Raw genomic sequence first — 20,104 nt, 5'->3', positions numbered from 1 at the left:
TCCATCGATGCGGCCTTTCGCTTTTGGCGACGCTTACGCGGCGAGCGTGGCGTTCAGCGTGATCTTCGCGTTGTTGGCGAAGAGTTTGGAGATGGGGCAGTTTTCCTTCGCCCCCGTGGCGAGCTTTTCGAACGTGGCCTGATCGATGCCCGGAATCTTCGCGGTCATGTCCAGATGGCACGCCGTGATCGCAAAGCCTTCGCCCACCTTGTCGAGCGTCACCGTGGACTTCGTCTCGATGCTGTCCGCCTTGAAGCCCGCGTTGGTGAGAAAGAGCGAGAACGCCATCGTGAAGCAGCCCGCATGGGCCGCACCGACGAGTTCCTCGGGGTTCGTGCCGGGGCCGCCTTCGAAACGCGAGGCGAAGCCATAGGGCGCGTCCTTGAGCACGCCGGTTTGCGTGGAAATGGTGCCCTGGCCGTCCTTGATGCCGCCGTGCCATTTTGCCGATGCTGTCTTCTGCATGATGCGTCTCCGTGGTGCCGAGGGGAAAGAGGCGGGCCGCAAGGCGCGTGCCTCGCCTGCTCAAGGTCGCGGCTGTCCGGCGTACCAGGCCGCCGCGGCGTCGATTTCGTCGGGGGTCATGTTGCGCGCGACATTACGCATCTGTTCGGAGATGTCGTTGTGACGCGTGCCGTTGGCGAACGCCGTCAACTGCGCTTTCGTATAGGCGGTTGGCAGTCCGTCGAGCCAGGGGCTGCCGGTCTTGTGGTCGACGTCGCCGTGGCACGCAGCGCACGCGGGAATATTGCGCAGCGGTGCGCCGTGCGCGACGATGCCCGGCATCTCGCCGCGCGCGGATGCCGCCGGCGGCAAAGAAGCGTAGTAGGCCGCCAGGTCGCGCATGTCCTGATCGGAGAGATTGCGCGCCATGGGCGACATCACGGCGCTCTGCCGCGCGCCGCTCTGGAAGTCCTGGAGTTCCTTGTAGACCACCGTGGCGTACTGGCCCGCGAGATTCGGCGAATTGGCATCGCTCATGCCGCGCGGACCGTGGCACATCGTGCAGCGCAGCGCGAGCGTGGCGCCGCGTCCCACCGAAAGACTCGTGGCGTCGTCGAACATATGCGGCGTGAGCTCGACCGTGCTCACGCGGTAGGCCGGCTCGACGGGCGACTGCGGGCCCAGCCATTGGCGCGGCGCGCCCGCCGCGCTGCAGATCGCGTTCCAGATGCCCTGGAACTGCGCGTCGTGCTGCGCCGAGGGCAGCCACACGAAGCCGATCAGGGCCGCTACGACGAACACGGCCACCGTCGCGCCCACGCTCGCGCGAAACCAGGGATTGCGTAACGAGAACAACGGCGCCTCGTTCATCGCGGCGCTCCAATCGGGATCGCGGGCACAGACGTATCGTCGCGTGCGAGCAGTTGCGCGATCGGATAGCCGTAGTTCGCAACGGTCAGGGCGACCATCAGCACGATCCACAATGCGAAGCTGTTGAGCGCCACGGGTAGCGCGGGCGACTCGTGCACGGGCGTGCTGAAGCGGTACTCCTCGGGCGCGGCCGCGCGGCCGCGATGGCCTTGCAGCAGCACGATGAAGAACAGGATTGCCGACGCCACCAGAATGAGCCCGCCCACGGCCGAGATCGCCACGAGGATGGCTTGCGGCGCGAGCGCCGGATCGCTGTAGTCGTAGTAGGCCATGCGGCGCGGCATGCCCATGATGCCGACGAGGTGCCACGGAAACGTGGTGACGATCATGCCGATGAACCACAGCGAGAGCTGCCAGCGTATCAGACGCCAGTTCGTGAGTGCGCGACCCGTGATCTGCGGCCACAGGTCGTAGGCGATCGCGAAATACATGATGACGATCGCGCCGCCATAGATCAGATGGAAATGGCCCGTGATCCACTGCGTGTTGTGGATCGGCTGGTCGAGCTGGTAGCTCATGTTGATGAGGCCGCCCGCGCCGCCGAAGCCGAGCATCACGAACGAGAACGCCACGGCGAGCATCTGCGGGTTGTGCCACGGCAGCTTCGCCAGCCAGCCGAACACGCCCTTGCCGCCGCGCAGGCGTCCCGCGATTTCAACCGAAGCGCAGATCGTGAAGACCGTGAGCAGCGTGGGCACCGCCACGAGCGCCGTGAATACCGACTGCACGAACTTGAAGCCCGAGCCCACCTGCGGATCGGTGAAGAGGTGGTGCAGACCGATCGGCATGGCCACCACGAGGAACAGGATGAACGAGATGCGCGCCATCGAATCGCTGTAGAGCCGCCCGCCGATCGCGCGCGGCACGATCGTGTAGTAGGCGATATACGCGGGCATGAGCCAGAAGTACACGATGGCGTGCAGCGTCCAGGAGAAGAAGATGCGGGCGAGGCCCGCGTCGATGGTATGGCGCAGGCCGAGCGCCACGGGCAGGATCTGGAACAGCACTTCGATCGCCGCGCCCACGGCGGTCCAGCCCCACAGATACGCGCCCGCCGTCGTGGCGAACATGGCGAGCGGCACGGGCTTGCCGGGATGATCGCGCTTCCAGCCGGCGACGTTGATGCCCATGAGTGCAACCCAGACCCACGAACCCACCACCACCAGCACGACGCCGATGTAGTAGAACGCGTTGCCGATCATCGGCGGATAGAAGGTGTAGAGCACCGAGGCGCGCCCCAGCGCCACGGGCACCGAAGCGGTGACGGCGCCGAGCGCGAGCAGGGCGAAACCGGCCCATGCCCAGCGCGCGCCCACGAGCGGGCGCTTGAGCGCAAGCTCGGTCACGGCGTAGCCGAAGCCCATGGCGATCAACGTGGGAAACACATAGCCCATCACCGTGCCGTGCTCGGTGACGGAACGATAGTAGAGCTCAGGATCCTTCAGCCACGGGTGCAGCGGGCTGCGCACGATCATCTGCCACGCGCCCAGCAGCAGTGCGACGCCGAACACGATGAAAGCGAGCCAGAAATGCGCCAGGACGAGTCGCTTGTTATTTAACACAGCTGAGCCTCCCCGAATGCCCGGCCTGTGCGGCCATCTGCATGAAGCTGTCGCGGTCGATTACCTTCACGTGCGCCCACATGCCCTGGTGGCCCGTGCCGCAATACTCGTGGCACGGCATGAGGTGGTCGCCCGGATGGTCGAAGCGCGTGCGGAACGTGGCGATATAGCCCGGCTCGACCATCGAGTTCAGATTGGTGCCGGTCACGAGGAAGCCGTGCACGACGTCGGCGCTCGTGGCGCGGAAGGTGATGGGCACGCCCGCCGGCACGACGAGGCACTGCGGCGTGAAGGAGTATTGCTGCGCGAGCACGCGGACCGTCACCGAGCCGTCGGGCTCCACGGCGCTGCCGAGATTCGTTTCGACGAATTCGCCCGCCACGTGCAAAGAGCCGGGGTCGATCGTCTCCACCCGCGAGGGCGGCATCATGGCCCAGTGCAGCCCGGTGAAGACCGCAATGGCGACGAGCAGCGCCATGAGCGCGAACATGATCGTCGCCCAGCGGCGCTCCACGCGGGCGGCGATCTCGGCACTGGCATGGGGATCGGTAGGGTTCGACATGAGCCGGTTCGACCTATTGGATGACGCCGCGAGGCAGGAACACGAGGAAGTAGAACGCGAACCAGATCGCCATGACGATGGCCACGGCGATGCCCGCGAGCACGATCGCGCCGCTCGGGCCGCGCCGCACGATTTCATCCACGCGCTCGGCCTGCGGACGGTCGCCGGGCGTTTCGGGAGCGGGGGTTTCGATCATCACGTCCTCTAGAAAAGCGGCGCCGAACGCAGCGCGTTCACCTCGTGTTCGGAAACGGGCGTGCCGTGGTTGCCCCAGGCCGTGCGGATGTACGTCACGACAGCCGCCACTTCTTCATCGGAGAGCGACTGGGCGAACGGCGGCATGCCGTATGGCATCGGGTTCTTGCGCGTGCCCGGCGGGTAGCCTCCGTTGAGCACCATGCGGATGGGGTTCACGGCGGAGTTCATCTGGATCGACTGGTTGCTCGCGAGCGGCGGGAAGTCGGGCGGCTTGCCCTGGCCCTCGGCGGCGTGGCAATGCGCGCACTGTGCGTCGTAGATCTTCTTGCCGAGCGGCGCGAGGCGGTTCGCCTCCTCGGTCGCGAAGCGGCTGCGCGGCGAGTTATCGACTTCGCCGGAGTGTCCCGGCAGTGACTTCAGATAGACCGCGACGGCGCGCACGTCGTCTTCCGTGAGGTACTGGAAGCTGTCGTACACGACTTCGGCCATCGGCCCGTACACGGCACCGCGATTCGAGACGCCCGCATGCAGCAGCCCGACGATGTCGTCGATGCTCCAGTCGCCGAGACCGGCCTCCCGGTTCGAGGTGAGCGAGGGCGCGTACCAGTTCTGCAGCGGGATCAGCCCGCCCTGGAATTGCTTCGAGGCCGAATTGCCGCCGAGCGCATTGATGGCCGTGTGACACATCGTGCAGTGCCCGAGGCCTTCGACCAGATAGGCGCCGCGATTCCATTCCACCGATTGCGTGGGATCGGGCTGGTATTCGCCCGGGCGGAAAAAGAGCGTGCGCCAGCCGATCAGCAGCGAGCGCTGGTTGTAGGGAAAACGAAGATTCTGCGGGCGGTTGGGCTGATGGACGGGCGGTGTCGAGAGCAGGTAGGCGTAGATCGCGTCGGAGTCGGCGCGCGTGACTTTCGTGTAGGAGGCGAACGGCATGGCGGGATAGAGCAGCGTCCCGTCGCGCGACTTGCCTTCGTGCAGCATGCGATAGAACGCGTCGGCGGTCCAGGCGCCGATGCCGGTTTCCTTGTCGGACGAAATGTTCGGCGTATAGAGCGTGCCGAAGGGCGTCTCCATCGGGCGGCCGCCGCCGAACAGCTTGCCTGCGGGAATCGTGTGGCAGGCGATGCAGTCGCCGGCCCGGGCGAGGTATTCGCCGCGTGCGATCAGTTCGTCGTGACTGCTGGATGCCGGCGGCGTGTCGGTCTGGGCAAGCGCGGCAGACGCGGCGCCGCACAGGACGGCGAACACCAGCGCGATGAGGGATCGATGTTTGCGCACGTCGAGGCCCCGGCTAGTTGGGCACGCTGCCGCACGCGAGCGGCAGAGGCGAGGGCGCGGACGGCGTGGGATCCGCCGGCGCGGGCTGCGAGGCGAGCCATGCGGCGATGGCCGTGATCTCGCGGTCCGCGAGGCGCGCGGAGATATCGTGCATGCAGTTGGGCTCGGCGGTGCGGCGCGTGCCATAGCGGAACGCGCCGAGCTGCGCGCTGATGTAGTCGGCATGCAGGCCGAGCAGTCCCGGGATCGCGGGCCGCATGCCCGTGAGCGACGCGCTGTGGCAGGCCGCGCACGCGGGAATCCTGCGATCGGGCGCGCCATTGATGACGAGCGACTTGCCGAGCGCGAGCGTGGCCGCGTCGACCGCAGGCGCCGCGGGTGCAGGGAAGGGCGGATGCTGCTGCGAGAAGTAGTCGGCGATCTGCTTCAGGTACGCGTCGGGCAGATACCCGAGCAGATAGTTCATCGGCGGATAGCTGCGTCCGCCGTCACGGAATGCGATCAGCTGATTGTAGAGATAGCCGGCGGGTTTGCCGGCGAGGCGCGGGAAGTAGTCGTTATCGGTTCCTTCGCCATGTGCGCCATGACAGGCGGCGCACCCGAGCACCCGCTCCTGCATCGTGTCCGGTGCGCGCTCCGCCGGCTGCGCCGCGAGCACAGTCGCGCAGGGGCCGACGAGTGCAAGGAGCAACGATACGAATCGATTTCTCAAAGATGCCCTCGCGCGGGTTGTGACAGCACAAACCTGATGCAGTACGGTATCGATGAGGCGCCGCAGCGCCATGCGCTAAACGTGGGCGTTCCGGCACACATCCATTGCGCAGCATTATGGAGAAAAAAGTGCGGCTGCGTTGTGAACGCGTATAGAAGAGCAATAGGGTGCTAAAACAGGCAATCCGGCGCAAAGTTTCCGGGAAGAAGTTGGCTAACGTGATGCCGCCGCGGCGGCTCGATTTCCGGGCGGCACAGGGCGGCGCCGGCTAACGTGGCGTGGCATGACGTACCTTGCCGGCGGCGGCGAGCCACGCCGCCGCCTTGCGTTAGACTGCGGCAGCCGACCCGCGCGCACCGCCGTCACTCACGACCCGACATGGACCGAATCGACGCGATGAAGGTCTTCATCGCCGCCCTCGACGAAAACAGCCTTGCCGGCGCCGGCCGCCGCCTCGGGCGTTCGCCCGCGGCCGTGAGCCGGGCGATTGCCTTTCTCGAAGCGCATACGGGTACGCCGCTGCTCTACCGCACCACCCGCACGATCAAACTGAGCGAGGCGGGCGAACGTTATGCGCTGGCTTGCCGTCGCATCCTCGCCGATCTCGAAGAAGCCGACATGCTGGTTGCCGACGAGCGCTCGGCGCCGCGCGGACTGCTCACGGTGACGGCGCCGGTGGCCGCCGGCGAAGACGTACTGCGCCCGCTGCTCGACGAGTTCATCGACCGGCATCCCGAGGTGTCGATCCGCCTGCAACTGCTGGACCGGCCCGTGAGCCTGATCGACGAGGGCATCGACGTGGCGCTGCGCTTCGCGCATCTCGCCGACTCGACGCTCGTGGCGATTCCCATCGGCGAGGTGCGGCGCGTGGTGGTGGCCTCGCCCGACTATCTGGCCTCGCATCCGCCGATCAACGAGCCCGCCGATCTCGCGCGGCACCGCATCGTTTCGATGACGCACTTCGGCCTCGATTCGTGGAGCTTCCCGACGGCCGGAAAGGCCGCGCTGCCGCTGGTGGTGCAGTTCGCGCCGCGCTTCGTGGTCAATACGATTCGCGGCGCCATCGCCTCGGTGCTGGCCGGGCACGGCGTGACGCGGATGTTCTCCTATCACGTGGCCGACCACGTGGAGACCGGCGCGCTGAAGATCGTCCTGCGCGACAGCGAGCACGCGCCGCTGCCCATCCATCTGCTCACGCCGCACGGGCGGCTTTCGGTCCCCAAGGTTCGCGCATTCGTCGATTTCGCGACCCCGCGCCTGCGGGCCCACTTCGCGAAGCTCCAGCGCATCACCGACCAGAACGGCGGGTGATTCAATCGACTGGCGGAAGAATAACTTCCGCATGCCATGGATTCTCTCTATTTACGGGTTAATCTAGACTCGCTTCCATCGACGCAAGGTGCCCGGAACGGCGCCACGCCCTGGAGAGCGACATGCAGCAGGCCACACTGAATCCCCCCGTTTCATCGCATCCGCCGGCCGCCGCCGGCTACGCCGAACGCAACGCGAACTACTGGCGGCGCAATCTCGTCGTGTGCGTGTTCGGCTCGTTCACCACGCTCGTCAGCCTCAGCATGTTGCTGCCGTTTCTGCCGCTCTACGTGCGGCAGCTTGGCGTGAGTTCGCAGTCGGCCGTGATCCAGTGGTCGAGCGTGGCGTTCAGCGCGACGTTTCTCGGCACGGCGCTCACGGCGCCGCTCTGGGGGCGCCTCGCCGACCGCTTCGGCCGCAAGCCCATGCTGGTGCGCGCGGCCATCGGCATGGCGATCGTGATGTCGCTGATCGGGCTCGCCCACAACGTGTACGAACTCGTCGCGCTGCGTCTCGTCGCCGGGCTCGTGGGCGGTTATGCCTCGGCCTCGACCGTCATGATCGGCACCCAGGCGCCGCGCGAACGCGCGGGCTGGGCGCTCGGCATCCTGTCCACGGGCGCGCTCGCGGGCAATCTTGCGGGGCCGCTGATCGGCGGGCTGCTGCCGGGCTGGATCGGCATACGCGGGACGTTCTTCGCGGGCGGCGCCGTGATCGCGGTGGCTGCGCTGGCGACGATTTTCGCGGTGCGCGAGGACTTTCATCCGGCCCGCGACGCGCGGACGGCTCGCACCCGCAGCGCAAGCGAAACCGCCGGCGCGCCGCATGCCGCCCGGCGCGCCGCGATTGCCGCGATCCTCGTCACCGCGATGATGGTGCTGCTCGCCAACATGTCGATCGAGCCGATCATCACCGTGTATATCGGCGGACTTGGCGTGAGCGCCGCGCATCTGGCGCGCACGGCTGGGCTCGTGATGGCCTGCTCGGCGCTCGGCAGCATGCTCACCGCCTCGCGGCTCGGCGCGCTGGCCGATCGCATTGGCAGCTGGAACGTGATCATCGGCTGCCTGCTCGTCACCGCGCTCACGATGCTGCCGCAGGCCTGGGTCGTACACTGGTGGCAACTCGCCGCGCTGCGCGTGGCGATGGGCATGTCGCTCGCCGGGCTGCTGCCGTCCATCGGCAAGCTCGCGCGGCAGTCCGTGGACGAGCGCAGCACGGGGCAGATGCTCGGCTACCTCCAATCGGCCCAGTTCAGCGGGCAGGTGCTCGGGCCGCTCGTGGGCGGCGTGATCGGCGTGCATCTCGGCCTGCATTCGGTGTTCTTCGTGACTGCGGCGCTGCTTGCCGCCTGCGCGGTGTTCGCACACTGGGCTCGCGCACGTTGATCCCGCGCGCATCTGCGTATCTTCGTTTTCCACGTGGAGAAAAGAAATGAGCCAACCCTCCGGTAACGGCACCTTGCTGAATCTGCTGGGTATCGCCAGGCCGATCGTCCAGGCGCCGATGGCGGGCGTGAGCACGCCCGAGCTGGCCGCTGCCGTTTCGAATGCGGGCGGCCTGGGCTCGCTCGGTGTCGGCGCGATGAACGCCGAGGGCGCGCGCAAGGCCATCCGCGCCACCCGCGCGCTCACGAACCAGCCGTTCAACGTCAATGTGTTCTGCCATCAACCGGCGCGCGCCGATGAAGCGGTCGAGCGTGCATGGACCGGGTGGCTTGCGCCCGTGTTCGCGCAATTCGGCGCGACGCCGCCCGCGAGACTCGGCGAGATTTATACGAGCTTCGTCGTGGACCACGCGATGCTGGCCATGCTCGTGGAAGAGCGGCCCGCGGTGGTCAGCTTTCACTTCGGGTTGCCGTCGGCGCAGGCGATCGCGGCGCTGCGGCAAGCCGGCATCAAATTGCTCGCCAGTGCGACGAACGTAGACGAAGCGCGCGCGGCCGAAGCCGCAGGCGTGGACGCGGTGATCGCGCAGGGCATCGAGGCGGGCGGGCATCGCGGCGTCTTCGATCCGGATGCCGTCGACGACCGCCTCGGCACCTTCGCGCTCACGCGGTTGCTGGTGCGAGCATTGCGGGTGCCGGTCATCGCGGCCGGGGGGATCATGGACGGCGCGGGCATCGTCGCCGCGCTTGCGCTCGGCGCGCAGGCCGCGCAGTTGGGGACCGCGTTCGTGGCGTGCGCGGAGACGTCCATCGACGAGGGCTATCGCCGCGCGCTGCTGGGCGACGCCGCCCGTCGCACGACGTTCACGAAGGCCATTTCCGGCCGTATCGCACGTAGCATGGCGAATCGCTTCACCGCGCTCGGCGACGATCCCGATGCGCCGCGCACGCCGGCTTATCCGGTTGCGTACGATGCCGGCAAGGCGCTTCATGCCGCGGCGAAAGCGCAGGGCGAATACGGCTACGGTGCGCAGTGGGCAGGCCAGGCCGCGGCCCTTGCCCGGGCGCTGCCGGCGGCGGAACTCTTCGCGCAACTGGAAAGCGAGATGCGGGAAAGCCTTGCGCAGATGCGCGACGTCCGGATCTGACTCGCACACACCTGGCCGCTCGGGCATGAGGGCACGAAGACGGGAGATTGACCGCTATGAGCAAGCCACGCAAATTGATCCATAACACACCCGAAGAAGAAGCCGCGATCGCTCGCGGCATCGCTGCGGACCCTGGCACGTTCGAACCAACCAATGAACAGTTCGCCCAGATGAAGCGACGCAGCGGCCGACCGAAACTTGCCAATCCGAAGGTTGCCGTGACGGTGCACTACGACGTCGATGTCGTCGAATGCTTCAAGGCGAGTGGGGAAGGGTGGCAGACACTAGGAATGGAATAAGAACACGGGCAATGTGTTTGCACGGCGTATGCATTTCTTATTCGCCCGGAACCTCATGGTGAACACGCCTGCTCGAAACTGGTCGCGACCGTCTTTCCGTCATCATATCTGCGCTCGTATCCGGGCGGGAATCGTCGCCGGTTTCGTGGCGATTCTCGCCAATACCGCGGTGTTAGTCGCTGCTGATCATCTGCACATCGTCACGGCGAGAGGCGGGCTTCTTACCCTGTTGCGCGAGCTGATCGGTTCGACAGCGCCACAGATCATGACGACATGGGGTTTTCAGCAACTCTTCCATATCGCGGTAGGCGTCGGGATGGCAATCGTGTACGCCATTTCGGTTGGCGACTTGCCTGGCTCAGCGATGCTAAAGGGTTTGATCGCGGCAGTGTTCGTTTGGGTGTTGAATGCTTGCGTAGTGCTGCCGCTTATCGGCCAAGGTTTCGCGGGATATCGCGTCCTGACGTGGTTGGGGATGGTTACTTTCGCTGTCGCGCATTCGATATTTTTTGTCGCCATGGCGCTGTTGTACGAGTGGCGCAGGCGAACAGCATGAACGCGGTTGCCCGGTCAGACGGTGGATGACGAATGTCTGCTTTCGATGAAGCTGAGTGGCTGCTTCGGGTGGCGCGTGCCGTTCGTCAGTCAAGGCGCGGCGAGATGGCAGAGTCGGTCGGAGTGCGGCCAGAAGCCGACCTTCGACCGCAGCGTCTGGATTGTCGACAATGTCGCGGGATCGATGAACAAAAAGTCGAATCGATGGTGGTGCGATCAGACCTTCATGGCCTTCGCCGCCGTCACGGTCACTTCGACCAGCCAGCCAGGTTCGACAAGCCCCACTACCTGTGCACGAGTCCGGGTGGGCAGGTGGGGTTGTGCTACCGAGCCGAAATAGTCGGCATAGACGCTCGAAAAACTGCGGTAGTCTGGCGCACCTTTTTTCGCGGGCTCTGCAACGAAAAGAGCTTGCACGGCAATCACATCGCCTAACGCATACCCTTTACCTTCGAGGATTCGCTGAATCTGATCCAACACACTTTTCGTTTGCGTTCGTAAATCGCCGAAATAGCTTACCGTGCGCGGGTCGGCGTCGAGATTCGACGGCAGTGCGCCTACCCCACTCAACGTGATGGTTTTCGCGCTCGCGGGGACTTCAATTGCTTCCGAAAATTCTCGTGCCCACGATGCTTCGAGGTGCGCGGGGGTACGGTGCCGCACAATGGTGTCGCTCATTAGGTGCTCCAAAGGTGAGACCGACGGACATGACACCGTCAGTTGAGTTGACCGTTTGTCACTTGCATCAATGACGTGCGACGAGCCCGCTCATTGATCAGTCGGAATATCGAGGTGTGGCAACACATGATGGTACGTAGGTGACGATGATCGGAAAAATGAATTAATTCGATAAAATTATTCGATGCTGTCGATCGATATCGTTACGCTGATCAATCATCCGGCGGGAGACATATGGAACTGCGCCACCTTCGATATTTCCTGGCTATTGTCGAGCTCGACAACCTTTCACGCGCCGCCGAAAAGATGTGCGTTGCGCAATCCACGCTGTCGCACGCCCTTCGCCAACTCGAAGAGGAACTGGGCATCGCGTTGTTCGACAGAGTAGGGCGAACCATTCGCCTCACACAGGCGGGCCGGGTTTTTCACGACTATGCGGCGCGCACGTGCAATGAAACAATGCGAGCCAAGCGTGCCATGCAGGAACTCAACGAGCTCGATGCAGGAACCTTTACCTTGGGCGCTATCCCGGTATTTCCGCTTTCATTTCTGCCTCGAACTGTCTCGTGCTTCAATCAGCGGTACCCGAAGGTGCGGATCGTGGTCCAGGATCTTCTCGCGGCAGAGCTCGAGGAAAAACTGGCATTGGGGACACTCGATCTCGGTATTGCATTCCATCCAGCTTCACGGAACGACGTCGAATCCGAGTATCTTTTCTCGGAGCGGCTCGTTCTGGCCGTCGGCCGTGGCCACCCGTTTGCACAAAAGCACCGGGTTCAATGGAAAACGCTTGATTCGATTCCCCTTGCGCTGCTCACTCCAAAATTCTCGACGCGCATCCTGATTGAAGAGGCGTTCAGGGCTGCCAGTGTGCAATCGCGGGTAGTTGTAGAAATGGATACCACGGAGTCTCTTCTGGCAGTCGCCGCGGAAGGGCAGCTTGCAACCATCGTTCCTGAACGTGCCGGGGCGAGCTTCGAATGCATCAAACTGATACCCATAACGCATCCGGAATTGTCCCGAAAACTCGGTTTACTATGGCCGAAGGGAACCGGAAGGACTCGCGTTGCGACAACCTTCGCAGACGTGCTTAAGAATGTTTCCGCGAATCTGCGACATGACCAGAAAACGTGATCTGGCCGACTCAATCCTGCCCACTGGAATTCTCTCACGGTGGGCACGTAACCATCACGGCTGCATCTACTCTGTTCCCCGAAACAACCTTGGAGCGCCTTCCACGCGCGTGATGAATGACCGTTACCGGGAAAGCTAAGTGGCTGGTTCGGGTCGAACCAGGTCATACGAGATTCCTGGACGACACTCAGCTAGCGAGCGAAAACCCGTCTCTTGTGGACGTCGATGCTCAAAGCTCGAAGCTGCGTCGGTTTCGACAGAAAGTGAGGTGTGTGGACGCCGACCCAGATTTCGGCTACGCAGGTGATGGAAAGGCCTGCAGACAGCGCGAGGAAATCCGACAGATCGCCGTGACGGGATTTTACTGAGGTCATGAGCATTGCTGATTTCCAGTTAGACACCAAAATTTAACATAAGATAAATTATCAACATAACTACCATACCTCCCCAACAGCAACCACCTCCACCCACCAATCGCAATCCGATACCAAATCGCACAAGACCGTGCAATCTTCAGCCACATCCAGTTCCGTAAGCTCCATAGACGGTAACGAATCATCGCTGGCATAGCGAGGCGGCCTGAGCGTAACCGTTTCCATCCTGACTGCAGGACATCAAACCCATCGCGGTCCCACGACCGCGGCTCTCTTTACCCGGAGAAATCGTATGGCCGACTACAAAATGACCACTCTGGTTGCCGGCGCGTTCGCAACGGCCCTGGCCGCAATGGCCGTCACGCCCGCAAGCGCTCAGGAATTCACCGCAGCGCAGAAGAAAATCCAGGCCGAGCACACGGCGCTCGTCAAGTCGGGCAAGGTCGAACCGTGCTTCGGCACGGCGCTGAAGGGACAAAACGACTGCTATGCGGGTGCGGGAACGACCTGCGCCGGCACGAGCACGACCGACTATCAGGGCAACGCATTCCGCCTCGTGCCGACGGGCACCTGCACGTCCATTTCCACGCCGCAAGGCCCCGGCAGCCTGTCGCCGAAGGTCTGATAACAACCGTCGCGTGCCGGACTCGACGAAGCCCGGCACGCTTTATTGCTCGAACGAAAGGCTGGCCATGTCCGTGTCGTCGTCGCCCTCCGATTGCCGCCGCGATTTCCTTCGTCATGCGCCACGTTCCGTGCCGGCACGCGCCGGCGTCGGTCTCAAGGGCGAGCATTGCCGCACCATCCTCGCCACGAAGCCGGACATCGGGTTCTTCGAGGTCCACGCGGAAAACTACATGGGCGCAGGCGGCCCGCCGCATCGTTACCTTTCGACCCTGCGCGAATCGTATGCGTTATCGATACACGGCGTCGGCCTGTCGATCGGGGCCGACCGCCCCCTCGACACGGATCATTTGTCGCGACTGAAAGCGCTTGTCGACCGTTATGCGCCCGGGCTCCTTTCCGAGCATCTCGCGTGGTCGAGCCACGACTGCGGCTTCCTCAACGACCTCCTGCCCTTGCCCTACACGGCCCGGAGCCTCGTTCGCGTGGCCGACCACATCGACCAGGTGCAGCAGACACTGGGCCGGCAAATGCTGCTCGAGAATCCCTCCACCTATGTCGCGTTCGAGGAAAGCACCTATGCGGAGACCGATTTCATCGCTGCCGTGGTGCAGCGAACGGGCTGCGGTCTTCTTCTCGACGTGAATAACGTGTACGTCGCGTCGATCAACCAGGAGTGGGACCCGTTCGCCTATCTGGAGGCCTATCCGCTCGCGTCCGTGCAACAGATCCATCTGGCCGGCCACGCGACGCAGGCCGACGAGCACGGCCGGCCGCTGCTGATCGATACGCACGACCGCCCCGTCGCCGACATCGTCTGGCAACTTTACGAGCGGGCGATCCACCGGATCGGCCCGACGCCCACCTTGATCGAATGGGATACGGACTTGCCCGACTGGCCGACGCTGGCAGCCGAGGCCGCACGCGCCGAGACCGTCATGCGCGCAGCGGCGGCCGCCGCGAACCTCGTCCCGCCGGCGACCGGGGCGCCGATCCCCATCACCACGCACCCGCGTGCGGAGGCATAGCAATCATGGTTACGCGACAAGTTCTTGTTTATTACGCATGGAGCCGGCCAGGCGAAAGCGGCGCGCCGCTGCAGGTGATCGACGACCGCTTTCCCGCGCTCTTCGAAAGCCGGCGGATGGGTTTTCCGCGCTTCCACGAGTTCGCGGACCCCGAGGCGTTCGATCAAAGCATTGCCGGTTTTCTCGATCACATCATGAAGCGCAACTTCACTACCTTCGTCGAACTGGCGGCTGCGCTGACCGGCCAGAAGGTGCGGGAGATCGAGCGCGTGGCCGATGACGGTACGCTAACGCCGCTCGACGGCCCTCTCCTCGACGGCGTCGACACGCTCGTCGTCATCAGTTTCGATTCGCTTCGCACTACGCAGAAAGCGGCCGAAAGCGAAATCGACGCGCTGCGCACGTTCCTCGCGCATCCCGATCATCTCGCCTTCGTGTGCCCCCATCACGATATCGGCGACGTCGGCGACATTCCCGAAAGCGAGGCGCTGGAGCGGCAGATTACCGAGTTCCATCATCACGGCGACAAGACCATTCCGCCGCGGCAGCGCTTCGGCGGCTACGCGCGTTCGGTCCTGGCCGGCCTCGGCGTGCCGGTGGAGAACCGCTTCGGCCTGAGGCCCGCGGCGCAGGCGGACGGCACGCCTGCGCCGATCGAGAGCGAGGCGGCACTGGATCGGCTTGGACTGCTCAAGAACGTCGACACGTTCAATCTGCATCCGCATCTGCCGCAACTCGATCGTCACGGCGCGGCCCTCGAGAAGCTCGACGTCCTCGCGCGTCAGCACATCGACCTCGACGCGCCGCCCCATCCGTTCACGCGCGAGCGCAGCACCTTCGATGCGTTGCTGCAATCGCGTCCCGATGCCTTCGCGGGCACGCTGCTCGTCAGCGACACCACACTCTGGAGTTCGACGGCCGGTGGCGTCGACAGTCTGCGCGAGCTCTGGACGAACGTTGTCCAGCGTGTGCCTCGATAAGGCGCCCGCCATGACACACCCACGACCTGCACGATTGCCCACAACGCGGCCGGACCACGCAGCGCGCTACGCCGGGTTCGGCGCCGGCAGTCTGCGCGAATGCCAGCGGCGTTTCGCGGCTGCCCTGCTGGACCCTGCCCTGCCCGTCCCGCCTGGCCTTGTCGGCCCCGATGGCGGGCCGGTCACGAAGCGCTTCGACGTCTACCGCAACAACGTCGTCGTCGGGCTCGTCGATGCGCTGAAGGCGGCTTTTCCTGCGACCTGCCGCATCGTGGGCGAGGCGTTCTTCGTCGCGATGGCCCGCAGCTATGTCGTGTTCGAGCTGCCGGCAACGCCCGTCATGCTCGAGTACGGCGCGACGTTCGCGGCATTCATTGAAACCTTCGAACCCGCTCGCGCGGTGCCCTATCTCGCCGATGTCGCGCGGCTCGAGCGCGCCTGGGCCGAGGCATATCACGCGCCGGAGGGACAGCCGATCGATCCGGCCCAACTCGTCTCGATCGATCCGCAGTCTCTTCCCCGGGTGTGCTTCGGTCTGCATCCGTCGGTGCGTATCGTGCGCTCGGTCTGGCCCGTGGTTCAGCTTTGGGCGATGAACATCGACGGCGGTGAGCCGCGAGCCATCGATCTCGACGGTGACGACGAGGACGCGCTCGTCATCCGCCCGGTGGCCGAAGTGGAAGTGCGCGTCGTGGCCGCCGGTGCCGCTACCTTCATTCTGGGCCTGATGGCCGGCGCATCCGTCGCCGAGGCGGCCGTCCAGACATTCGATAACCATCCCGCGTTCGACCTGGGCGCCGCCCTTCGAGATTTGCTGGCCGTCCAGGCGATCGTCGATTGGAGCGTGCGCGAGGAGGTCGAAGCTGCGCCGATCGAGAGGCAACCATGAGCCAGTCCATTAACCCGACGCAAAGCCGCCTCGGGCACGTCGTTCAAACAATCCTGGAGCAGATCCAGATCGTTGCCACGTCGATCGCGCCGCCCGTGATGCGGATCGCGCTGGCGCTACCCTTTTTTCGTTCGGGCCTGACACGTTGGGACGGATTCCTAAGCATTTCTCCGGCCACGCTCTATCTGTTCGAGAACCAGTTCAAGCTTCACATCCTCGGCGCGGCCTACGCCTTTCCCGCTCCGGACACGATCGCCCTACTGACCGCCACCGCGGAAATCACACTGCCCATCCTGCTCGTGCTCGGCTTCGCGACGCGCTTCGTCGCGCTGGCTCTGCTGCTCATGACGGGGGTGATCGAACTCGTGTTTCCCGACGGCTGGGCCAATTTTCACCTCTACTGGGCTGCGCTCGCGCTGGGCATCATGGCGCTCGGCGCAGGTCCGCTGTCACTCGACCGGCTAATCGCTCGCGGGTTCTATCGACGGAATCCGTAAACGCCGGCTCGATGAAGGGGAAAACAGGATGCATGCCCCATAAAGGCCCGCATTTCGATCTTTCTGGAGGATGGCAATGAACACCTCGGAATCTGCGCACGCGTGGCAATATACCCTCGACCTGCTGCTGCAAATGTCGATGCCGCCCTGTGACGAGAGTGCCCACGCGCGGCTCGCGCACGGCAAGGACGTCCGGCTCCCCGCGCCGGCCGGCAAGCGCACGCTTGCCAGGTGCGACAGCGTGGCTCATCTCCACATCGTCGAGCACTCTTCCGATTCCGCCATCACCGTGTGCTGGCGCGATGCGACATCGGGTTGTTACGGCGAACAGATATGGAAGCGGGTCTTGTCTCGCACGCGCTCGACCTGCGCGTTGAGCGGCAGTCAGATCCACCGCGGCGACGAGGTCTTCCGACCATGGGCACGCGGTTGCAAGCCCGTCAACGTGAGCCTGATGATCCTCGCTTCGAAGGTGGTCGATCCGGCTGACGATAGCGAGCCGCGAGGGGCAGCGGCGAAGGCGGCGCGCCTCACGTCCCTGCAAATTTCGTAGTGCGCCGCCGGCCATTCTGTCGCCCAAACGTAGCGGGCGTGCATCCGACGTGACGATGAAAACGCCGCGTGAAGTGGCTCTGATCGGCGAAGCCCGTTGCCAATGCGATTTCCGAAAGCGGCAGCGTGGTTTCCAGAATCAGGGTTTGGGCACGGCGAATGCGGCATTGCTCGACGTAACCGATTGCCGTCATGCCCGTGCTGCGCTTGAACAGACGCGTAAAGTGAAAGCGGCTGACGTTCACGATGGCGGCCAGTTCCACGAGTCCGATCGGACGGTCGAGATTGTCTTCGATGTATTCGGTGAGGCGCGCCAGTTCGACTTTGCTCAGTGCGCTCAGGTCGCGCGACTCGACGGGATCAAACGCGTTGTAGTGACGTAGCAGATGCGCGGCCAGCGCGTTCGAAACCTGGTCGACAATCAGGCGCTGTGCCGGATGGGCTTCGCGTTCGAGTTCGATCATGAGAAGCTGCGCGATGTTCCCAATGACTGTGTCGCGCGCTTCGAACACGTTGCGAATTTCGATCTGCGAAGTGCTGCGCCGGCCGATCTGCTCCGCGGCGGATTCGATCAGCGCAGTGGGAATGCGAAGGCGCGCGGTGGCGGACGCGTCGCCCTCCCACAGCGAGTCGTAGCCGGCCGGCATCAGCATGGAAATGCCGGACGTGATGAGACTCTCGTGTATCTTGCCGTCCCGTCCCTGAACCAGCCGGGCACTGCCGGCCGGGCAATAGCAGATCAGGTGATGGTCGAGCGCCGGATACCGTTCGCAAACGTTGGGCAGCGCCGCATACATATCGACGGTCACGCCGTTCCACTCGCGCCCCCGCGTTGTCGCGGTCGCGCGATGCGAGAGTACATGCACGATTTCGTCGATCGTTACCCGCTTCGATGTTTCGAAGTCACGAGGATCCGTTTCTGCCATGCATGACTCCGCTCAGGAAAGGGGCTGGTTGCACTGCGATGGGCCTGTCGATGGGCCCGTATATCGCAGCAAAAAAATGCTAACACGGAAAAATGACCCCTATCCGTGTACAAGGAAAACGATCGTCCATTCGAATCGCCCACAAAACAAAGGCGAATGCGATTCCCGTTCGTCCCTTCATCGAAGCAGGCCCATGGGACCTTCGAATGAATCACTATGACATCGTCGTCATCGGATGCGGCGCGGCCGGCTACAACACGGCCATTCGTGCAAGCCAGCTCGGCCTTGCCGTCGCGTGCGTCGAGCGTGCATCGAATGTCGGCGGCGCCGCCATCCAGACGGACTGCATTCCGTCGCGACTGCTGCTCCACGCCTCCGAGGTCTACGAAACGGCGCTCGCCGGCAGGTATGCCCGCATCGGAATCGACGGCGTGCCGACGTTGAATCTGTCGCAAATGATGACGTACAAAGGGACCGCGATCGAAAGCATGGCCAAAAGCGCCTACACCCTGCTCGGCAGGCACGGCGTCACGGTCATCCAGGGTCATGCGACGCTCGCCGGCGCGGGGTGCGTTGTCATTAACGGAGGCGATCATGTCCCGCCCATGCTTTCGGCAACCACCATCGTCATTGCCACCGGCTCGGAACCCATCCCGCTGCCGTCCGTCGCGTTCGATCACCAGTCCGTGCTCCACTCGGCCGACGCGCTCTCGCTCGATCGCGTGCCGCGCCACCTGGCGATCGTCGGCGCCGGCGCGGTGGGCGTCGAACTCGGCTCGATCTGGCGCCGCCTGGGCTCGCGCGTCACGCTCATCGAACGGCGCGAGCGCATCTGCTACTGGCTCGACCGCGACATTGCGCTCACCTTTCAGCGGGCGCTGCGGCAACAAGGCATCGGTATCCAGTTGCAGACCGAAGTCGTCGGCATCGACAAGACGAGCGACGGCGTCTCCCTCCGGTTGCGCACGCCCGCGAGTGGCGAAGCGACAACGTTCGACGCGGAAATGGCGCTCGTCGCCATCGGCCGCCGGCCGTCGACGGCCGGACTGAACCTCGCGAGCGTCGGCATGCATGTCAACGACGGCGGCTCATTGCGGATGCATCCCGGACCCGCGACGAAGCCGCGCGGCATCTGGGTTGTCGGCGACGCCGCGGCGGGCCCGATGTCGATGTCGAAGGCCGAGGAAGAAGCGATCGCGTGCGCCGAACAGATCGCAGGCCTGCCCGGCTTCGTGAACTATGCAGCGATTCCCTCAGTGCTCCATACTACCCCCGAGGTCGCGATGATCGGCAAAACCGAGGACGAGCTTCGCGAAACCGGCATCCCTTATCGCGTCGGCTATTGCCCGCTATCCGCCACTGCGCGCTCGGCGATTTGCGGCGCGAGCGAAGGGTCCGTCAAACTGCTCGTCGATGCCCGGACCAATCTCATCGCCGGCGCCCATCTGATCGGCGCCGGCGCAGCCGAACTCGTGTCCCAGGTCGCCGTGGCGATGGAGGCATCGATGATCTGCGAAGACTTTGCGCGCATCTGCCACCCCTATCCCACCTCGGCGGAAGCCTTGCGTCAGGCGGCGATGGCCGCCGGCGGCTGGATGATGCGCGCCTGATGCGCGCCGGATGCACGCCCCGCCCCCGGCAATGCGGACGGTATCCGAGGCCGTCGCCGGGTCGAAGCAACGAACATCGCGGAACTCGCCGCGATCACTGTGGAGAAGGAAGATGATCCGATATGCACTTTACGCCCGACTCGAAGCCAAACCCGGCAAGGAAGAAGCTGTTGCCGCTTTTCTGGCGACTGCACTCGAAATGGCCAATCAGGAGGCGACCACGCCGATCTGGTTCGCCCTGCGCCTGACGCCTTCCACGTTCGGCATCTTCGATGCGTTCGCGAGCGAAGCCGACCGCAACGCTCATCTGAGCGGTCCCATCGGCCAGGCGCTCATGAAGCACGCCGGGGAGTTGCTCGCCAGCCCTCCCGCGATCGATCTCATCGACGTGCTGGGTATCAAAGCCTGAATGCCGGTCTCGCG

The 20,104-nt window shown here is 64.4% G+C and carries 23 protein-coding genes; 14 read left to right on the top strand and 9 right to left on the bottom strand.

What is annotated here, in order from left to right:
• Positions 1-33 precede the first annotated feature (33 nt).
• Genes U5760_RS13090 through U5760_RS13060 form a run of 7 tightly spaced genes read right to left on the bottom strand, consistent with a single transcriptional unit; the run spans position 34 to position 5,596 of the window.
• On the bottom strand, positions 34-465 hold the full coding sequence (locus tag U5760_RS13090) for an OsmC family protein (RefSeq protein WP_028228722.1): 432 nt from the start codon (positions 463-465) through the stop codon (positions 34-36).
• Between the two features lie 60 nt (positions 466-525).
• Positions 526-1,314, bottom strand: a complete 789-nt coding sequence (locus U5760_RS13085; RefSeq protein ID WP_322012239.1) for a c-type cytochrome — start codon at positions 1,312-1,314, stop codon at positions 526-528.
• Positions 1,311-2,936, bottom strand: coding sequence for a cbb3-type cytochrome c oxidase subunit I (locus U5760_RS13080; RefSeq protein ID WP_322012238.1), 1,626 nt, complete (start codon positions 2,934-2,936; stop codon positions 1,311-1,313). Before U5760_RS13080 ends, U5760_RS13085 begins: the two co-directional genes overlap by 4 nt.
• Positions 2,926-3,498, bottom strand: a complete 573-nt coding sequence (locus tag U5760_RS13075; RefSeq protein WP_322012237.1) for a cytochrome C oxidase subunit II — start codon at positions 3,496-3,498, stop codon at positions 2,926-2,928. The genes U5760_RS13080 and U5760_RS13075 overlap by 11 nt, the downstream gene beginning before the upstream one ends.
• Before the next feature lie 13 nt (positions 3,499-3,511).
• Positions 3,512-3,694: a hypothetical protein gene (locus tag U5760_RS13070; RefSeq protein ID WP_322012236.1), complete on the bottom strand. Its 183-nt coding sequence runs from the start codon at positions 3,692-3,694 to the stop codon at positions 3,512-3,514.
• 8 nt (positions 3,695-3,702) lie between these two features.
• Positions 3,703-4,977: a c-type cytochrome gene (locus U5760_RS13065; protein ID WP_415914092.1), complete on the bottom strand. Its 1,275-nt coding sequence runs from the start codon at positions 4,975-4,977 to the stop codon at positions 3,703-3,705.
• A gap of 13 nt (positions 4,978-4,990) precedes the next feature.
• Positions 4,991-5,596 carry a c-type cytochrome gene (locus U5760_RS13060; protein WP_322012271.1) on the bottom strand — a complete coding sequence of 202 codons (606 nt, stop codon included), beginning with the start codon at positions 5,594-5,596 and terminating at the stop codon, positions 4,991-4,993.
• 471 nt (positions 5,597-6,067) lie between these two features.
• On the opposite strand from U5760_RS13060, the gene U5760_RS13055 reads away from it, so the two are divergent.
• The 5 genes from U5760_RS13055 (at position 6,068) to U5760_RS13035 (ending at position 10,390) form a co-directional block, all read left to right on the top strand.
• Positions 6,068-7,000, top strand: a complete 933-nt coding sequence (locus U5760_RS13055; protein WP_322012235.1) for a LysR family transcriptional regulator — start codon at positions 6,068-6,070, stop codon at positions 6,998-7,000.
• A gap of 122 nt (positions 7,001-7,122) precedes the next feature.
• Positions 7,123-8,388, top strand: a complete 1,266-nt coding sequence (locus tag U5760_RS13050; protein ID WP_322012234.1) for an MFS transporter — start codon at positions 7,123-7,125, stop codon at positions 8,386-8,388.
• 46 nt (positions 8,389-8,434) lie between these two features.
• Positions 8,435-9,535: a nitronate monooxygenase gene (locus U5760_RS13045; protein ID WP_322012232.1), complete on the top strand. Its 1,101-nt coding sequence runs from the start codon at positions 8,435-8,437 to the stop codon at positions 9,533-9,535.
• A gap of 56 nt (positions 9,536-9,591) precedes the next feature.
• Positions 9,592-9,834: a BrnA antitoxin family protein gene (locus U5760_RS13040; RefSeq protein WP_322012230.1), complete on the top strand. Its 243-nt coding sequence runs from the start codon at positions 9,592-9,594 to the stop codon at positions 9,832-9,834.
• Between the two features lie 55 nt (positions 9,835-9,889).
• Positions 9,890-10,390: a hypothetical protein gene (locus U5760_RS13035; protein WP_322012229.1), complete on the top strand. Its 501-nt coding sequence runs from the start codon at positions 9,890-9,892 to the stop codon at positions 10,388-10,390.
• 215 nt (positions 10,391-10,605) lie between these two features.
• On the opposite strand, the gene U5760_RS13030 is transcribed toward U5760_RS13035, so the two are convergent.
• The gene (locus U5760_RS13030; protein ID WP_322012228.1) at positions 10,606-11,067 is read right to left on the bottom strand and encodes a Rid family hydrolase; all 462 of its coding nucleotides are present in this window, start codon (positions 11,065-11,067) and stop codon (positions 10,606-10,608) included.
• A gap of 234 nt (positions 11,068-11,301) precedes the next feature.
• Between U5760_RS13030 and U5760_RS13025 the strand changes: the two genes are divergently transcribed.
• The 7 genes from U5760_RS13025 to U5760_RS12995 all read left to right on the top strand — a co-directional run bounded on the left by U5760_RS13025 (position 11,302) and on the right by U5760_RS12995 (position 17,146).
• Entirely contained in the window at positions 11,302-12,201 is a 900-nt protein-coding gene (locus U5760_RS13025) for a LysR substrate-binding domain-containing protein (protein WP_322012227.1), read from the top strand.
• 666 nt (positions 12,202-12,867) lie between these two features.
• Positions 12,868-13,200 (top strand): DUF2282 domain-containing protein, encoded by a 333-nt coding sequence (locus U5760_RS13020; RefSeq protein WP_322012226.1) that lies wholly within the window; start codon positions 12,868-12,870, stop codon positions 13,198-13,200.
• A 67-nt stretch (positions 13,201-13,267) separates the two neighbouring features.
• A complete protein-coding gene (locus U5760_RS13015; protein WP_322012224.1) occupies positions 13,268-14,227 on the top strand; it encodes a DUF692 domain-containing protein in 960 nt (319 codons plus the stop codon).
• 5 nt (positions 14,228-14,232) lie between these two features.
• Entirely contained in the window at positions 14,233-15,207 is a 975-nt protein-coding gene (locus U5760_RS13010; protein WP_322012223.1) for a hypothetical protein, read from the top strand.
• A gap of 10 nt (positions 15,208-15,217) precedes the next feature.
• Entirely contained in the window at positions 15,218-16,096 is an 879-nt protein-coding gene (locus U5760_RS13005) for a DNA-binding domain-containing protein (protein ID WP_322012221.1), read from the top strand.
• Positions 16,093-16,593 carry a DoxX family protein gene (locus tag U5760_RS13000; RefSeq protein WP_322012218.1) on the top strand — a complete coding sequence of 167 codons (501 nt, stop codon included), beginning with the start codon at positions 16,093-16,095 and terminating at the stop codon, positions 16,591-16,593. The genes U5760_RS13005 and U5760_RS13000 overlap by 4 nt, the downstream gene beginning before the upstream one ends.
• A 76-nt stretch (positions 16,594-16,669) precedes the next feature.
• Entirely contained in the window at positions 16,670-17,146 is a 477-nt protein-coding gene (locus U5760_RS12995; protein ID WP_322012217.1) for a DUF3331 domain-containing protein, read from the top strand.
• Here the strand turns inward: U5760_RS12995 and U5760_RS12990 are convergent.
• Positions 17,124-18,071, bottom strand: a complete 948-nt coding sequence (locus tag U5760_RS12990) for an AraC family transcriptional regulator (RefSeq protein ID WP_322012215.1) — start codon at positions 18,069-18,071, stop codon at positions 17,124-17,126. The genes U5760_RS12995 and U5760_RS12990 overlap by 23 nt on opposite strands.
• Before the next feature lie 206 nt (positions 18,072-18,277).
• Between U5760_RS12990 and U5760_RS12985 the strand changes: the two genes are divergently transcribed.
• Both U5760_RS12985 and U5760_RS12980 read left to right on the top strand, forming a co-directional pair.
• Positions 18,278-19,681, top strand: coding sequence for an NAD(P)/FAD-dependent oxidoreductase (locus U5760_RS12985; RefSeq protein WP_322012214.1), 1,404 nt, complete (start codon positions 18,278-18,280; stop codon positions 19,679-19,681).
• Positions 19,682-19,793: 112 nt separating this feature from the next.
• Positions 19,794-20,090 carry an antibiotic biosynthesis monooxygenase gene (locus tag U5760_RS12980; RefSeq protein ID WP_322012212.1) on the top strand — a complete coding sequence of 99 codons (297 nt, stop codon included), beginning with the start codon at positions 19,794-19,796 and terminating at the stop codon, positions 20,088-20,090.
• The last annotated feature ends 14 nt before the right edge of the window (positions 20,091-20,104 follow it).

Origin of the sequence: Paraburkholderia sp. J12, from assembly GCF_905220215.1 — a bacterium.
Classification (GTDB): Bacteria; Pseudomonadota; Gammaproteobacteria; order Burkholderiales; family Burkholderiaceae; genus Paraburkholderia.
Note: the sequence above shows the minus strand (reverse complement) of the source record. Positions and strands in the feature narration are given on the sequence as shown.